Consider the following 4254-nt stretch of genomic DNA (forward strand, 5'->3'; position numbering starts at 1 on the left):
AATTGCATTTTGAGCACATTTTTTATTGAACGTTTATTTTGGTGGATTTGTCGCGGGACGTTATTTTGGAAAGTCGCTAGTCAGTCGCAAAAAAGTGACATGTTGACGTGAAGATTCGAGCGGTATCCCTGAGGCGGAAAGGCCTGTTGGCCCTGGTGTGTGCGGTTGCGACCGGTATGGCGCAGGCGCAGTCTGTGTCGACCTATGGAACGCCCGGCCTGCTTGAGGTTCCGACCGCCGAGATGTTTGATGACGGGATGCTGGTTTTCACGGCCGCAGGGCTGAGGGATACCGGGCGGGCGACGATGACCTTCCAGTTGCTGCCCTGGGTTCATGGCAGTTTCCGCTATGCCGTCATCAATGGGTTGGACGGCGCGGATGGCGACCGCTACGACCGCAGCTTTGATGTCCATTTCCGGCTGCGCGAAGAAAGCAAGCACGGCCCGGCCATCGTGATGGGGCTGCGCGATTTCGGCGGTACCGGCATTTATGCGGCCGAGTATTTCGTGGCCACGAAGACAATTCGCGACCGGTTCAAACTGACCGGTGGCATCGGCTGGGGACGCATGGCCGGACGCGGTGCGTTCTCGAACCCGCTGGGCATATTCGGCAGCCGGTTCGACACCCGGCCTTCGTCAAACTCGAACGGCGAAGGCGGTGAACTGGAATTCGGCAACTGGTTCCGGGGCGACGCGGCCCTGTTTGGCGGCGCCAGCTGGCAGTATAATGATAGACTGACATTTTTGGCAGAATACTCGCCGGACCTCTACACCCGGGAGCGCGACGACATCGGCTTTGACGTCCGCTCGCCGATCAATGTCGGGGTGCAGTACCGGTTCAGGAACGGGTCACAGCTGACCACGTCTTACCTCTATGGCACCACGCTGGGGCTGACCTACAGCTACTTCGTCGATCCGCGCAAGGCGGTGACGCCGGGCGGGCAGGGTGCCGCCCCGCCGCCCCTGCGGCCCAGATCCCAGGTTGCTGCCGCAACCGCAGACCGCAGCACCGGTGACATTCGGGACCGGATGCAGGCGGCGCTGAATCAGGAAGGGCTGCGGCTGGTCTATCTGTCCGAGACCGGCGATACCGTCCGGGTCGGGGTCGAGAACGACCGCTATAACCAGGCCGCCCAGGCCCTTGGCCGCACGGCCCGCGTGCTGGCCAACGAACAGCCGCCCCAGACCGAGCATTTCGACATCGCGCTGATGTCGGACGGCGTGCCGCTGAGTGCGGTGCGGGTCAATCGCGACGACCTCTACGAGCTGGAGCACGATCCCGACAATGCCTGGCGCAGCTTTGCCCGGGCCGAGATCTCGGACACGCTCCCGCTGATCGAAGGGGGCATCCTCAGCGATGCGTATCCGCATTTCTCGTACCGGTTCGGGCCCTATCTGAACTTCTCGTTCTTCGATCCCGACGACCCGCTGCGGTACGAGCTGGGCGCCGCGCTGGGGCTGGATTACACCGTAACGCCGGGCCTGACCTTTTCGACCGGGCTGCGCCTGCCGATCCTCAGCACATTGGACGACAGCACCCGACCCTCGGATTCAACCCTGCCGCATGTGCGCTCGGACTGGAACCTCTATGCCCGCGAGTCCGACCTGCGGATCGAGCATTTGACCGCCGAGTACATGTGGCGCCCGGCCACCAACTTCTATGCCCGCACCACGCTGGGCTATCTCGAGACCATGTTCGGCGGGTTCTCGGGCGAACTGCTCTGGTACCCCACCGACAGCCGGCTGGCGCTTGGGGTCGAGGCCAACTACGTGGCCCAGCGTGATTTTGACGTCCTGTTCGGCTTTCAGGACTATTCCGTCGCCACGGGTCATGTCTCGGCCTATTACGACCTGCCCGGCGATTACCACGCGCAGGTCGATGTCGGGCGCTATCTGGCCGGCGATTATGGCGCCACCTTCTCGCTGGATCGTGAGTTCAACAACGGCTTCAAGGTGGGGGCCTTCTTTACCCTGACCAATGTCAGTTCCGAAGAATTCGGCGAAGGCTCGTTCGACAAGGGTATCCGGCTGGAAATCCCCGTCTCGTGGCTGACCGGGCGCCCGTCGCGCAACAAGATCAGCCAGACCATCCGCCCGGTTCTGCGCGATGGCGGTGCGCGGTTGCACGTGCGCAACCGGCTTTATGAAGTGACCCGCGAAGCCCGGTCACAGGACCTGTCCCGCGGTTGGGGGAGGTTCTGGCGATGAAAGCGCTGCGGTCCATCTGCCTGGCCCTGCTTCTGATCTCCTGCGGCGAAGCGCAGGAAGATGTCGATCTGCTGCGGGGCACGCTGTTTCCCAACGCGCCCCGGTTCCACCCGCGCGCCGAGGCACTGGCCGCCCGCCGCCCGCTCCCGCCCCGGCTCGAGGTCGGCTTCCCCACCCGCGATCTCAGTGGCATCATGCTGCTGGAGACCGAGCGTGCCGGCGTTCAGACCTGGCTGACCGCGGATGGCGCCACCATTACGCTGGAACATGGCATGCTGACCTCGGCCCTGGGCTTTGGCGGCGGTCTGAGCGGGTCGGATATCCGCCAGAGCGCCGGTCTGATCCTGAACGGTGGCTCTGGCCAGGTCGAACGGTTCCACAGCTTTCTCAACGGCAATGACGAGATTGAGCTGCACGCCTATAAATGCCGGATCACCTCTCTGGGCCCTGAGACCGTTTTGCTGCGCGGTAACCCCGTCGCAACGGAAAAACGGCAGGAGCAATGCTACGGGGTGGCGCAGCGCTTTATCAACGTTTACTGGGTGCAAAACAGCACAGGCCGCATCGTCCAGTCCTCGCAATGGACCGGCGATTTCCTGGGCAACATGTTCATAAAGGCTGTTCCCGATGACAGCTGAGACTTTAGGCAGCGGAGGCCGTATCGTGCGCCATTTCCCACTTCTCCTCAGTGCGCTGGCCCTGACCGGTCTGATCGCTGGCTGCTCGACCATTTACCGCAGCCCTTCGGTGACTGCGGGGGTCTCGGATGCCGGCAAGGTTCGCGTTGTGCCGGTGACGCCGGAGACCGTTCTGGTGGCCAATCGCTCGCCTTATTCCCCCAAGACGCTGCCTTCGGTGTTCGGCCTGTCGGCCGGGTCCGGCTCCTCCACCAGCCTGCGCGGCACCGGCCCGCTGCCCGAGGCCCCCTCGACCCAGGACGGATCACGCGCCGGGCTGCGGCTGGACCCGCCGCCGCAGGTGAACCCGGGGCCTTACACCATCGGCATCGGCGACGTTCTGGTGCTGTCGACCCCATCCACCCAAGGCACCGCCGGAGAGCTGTCGGGCCTGTTGGCCGCACAGAACAGCCGCAACGGCTATACCGTGCAGGATGACGGCTCGATCAACATTCCCGATGTCGGCCGCGTCCGGCTGGTCGGCCTGACCGTGGACGAGGCCGAAGCGCTGCTGTTCCAGCGTTTGGTGGAGAACCAGATCGACCCCACATTCAGCCTCGAGATCGCCGAGTTCAACTCCCGCCGCGTCTCGGTCGGCGGAGCCGTTGGTCAGCCGGGCGTACAGCCCATCACCCTGACTCAACTGACCCTGGGCGAGGCGCTGTCCGCCGCAGGGTCGGTCTCGGTCAGCGATATCGACAACTCCTCGGTGCGTATCTACCGCGACGGGCAGGTGTATCAGATCCCGCTCGAAGATCTTTATTCGCGCACCGAATTGCAGAACCTCAACCTGATCGCCAATGACTCGGTCTTCGTCGACACCGACTATGATCTGGACCGTGCCGAGCGCTACTTCGCCCAGCAGATCCAGCTGCGTGATACCGTGCTGGAAGGCCGCCAGACCGCCCTGCAAGAGCTGAATGTCGCCGTCAACCTGCGCCGCGATGACCTGGCCGAGCGCCGCGACAACTTCGTCCAGTCCATCGAACTGGATGCCGTCGACCGCGACTATGTCTACCTGTCCGGCGAGGTTCGCACCCAGGGTCGTTATGCCTTGCCGTTCAACCACCATGCCACTCTGGCCGATGCGCTCTATGACACCGGCGGCGGCGTGGCCAAGGAAACCGGCGACGCCTCCGAAGTCTACGTCCTGCGCGCCGCCCAGGACCCGCGCGAGTTCGGCGCCATCACAGCCTGGCACCTCGACACCACAAACGCCGCGCATCTGACCCTCGCCGCCCGGTTCGAACTGCGCAACAACGACATCATCTTCATCGCCGAAAACCCCGTCACACGATGGGGCAGAACAATCAGCCAAATCACTCCATCGCTCATAACAACACCCATAAACGCTGCCGTAAACTAAACAA

General features: G+C 63.4%; 3 protein-coding genes. All 3 read left to right on the top strand.

Annotated features, from left to right (window positions below):
- Positions 1 to 155: 155 nt before the first annotated feature.
- Genes MHN28_RS24605 through MHN28_RS24615 form a run of 3 tightly spaced genes read left to right on the top strand, consistent with a single transcriptional unit; the run spans position 156 to position 4250 of the window.
- A complete protein-coding gene (locus MHN28_RS24605) occupies positions 156 to 2207 on the top strand; it encodes a YjbH domain-containing protein (RefSeq protein WP_370645812.1) in 2052 nt (683 codons plus the stop codon).
- Positions 2204 to 2845 (top strand): YjbF family lipoprotein, encoded by a 642-nt coding sequence (locus tag MHN28_RS24610; protein WP_239345665.1) that lies wholly within the window; start codon positions 2204 to 2206, stop codon positions 2843 to 2845. The genes MHN28_RS24605 and MHN28_RS24610 overlap by 4 nt, the downstream gene beginning before the upstream one ends.
- Complete coding sequence (locus tag MHN28_RS24615; protein ID WP_239345667.1) at positions 2835 to 4250, top strand: polysaccharide biosynthesis/export family protein; 1416 nt, start codon at positions 2835 to 2837, stop codon at positions 4248 to 4250. Before MHN28_RS24610 ends, MHN28_RS24615 begins: the two co-directional genes overlap by 11 nt.
- Positions 4251 to 4254 lie beyond the last annotated feature (4 nt).

This window comes from Ruegeria sp. Ofav3-42 (assembly GCF_022347725.1).
In the GTDB taxonomy this organism is placed as follows: Bacteria; Pseudomonadota; Alphaproteobacteria; order Rhodobacterales; family Rhodobacteraceae; genus Ruegeria.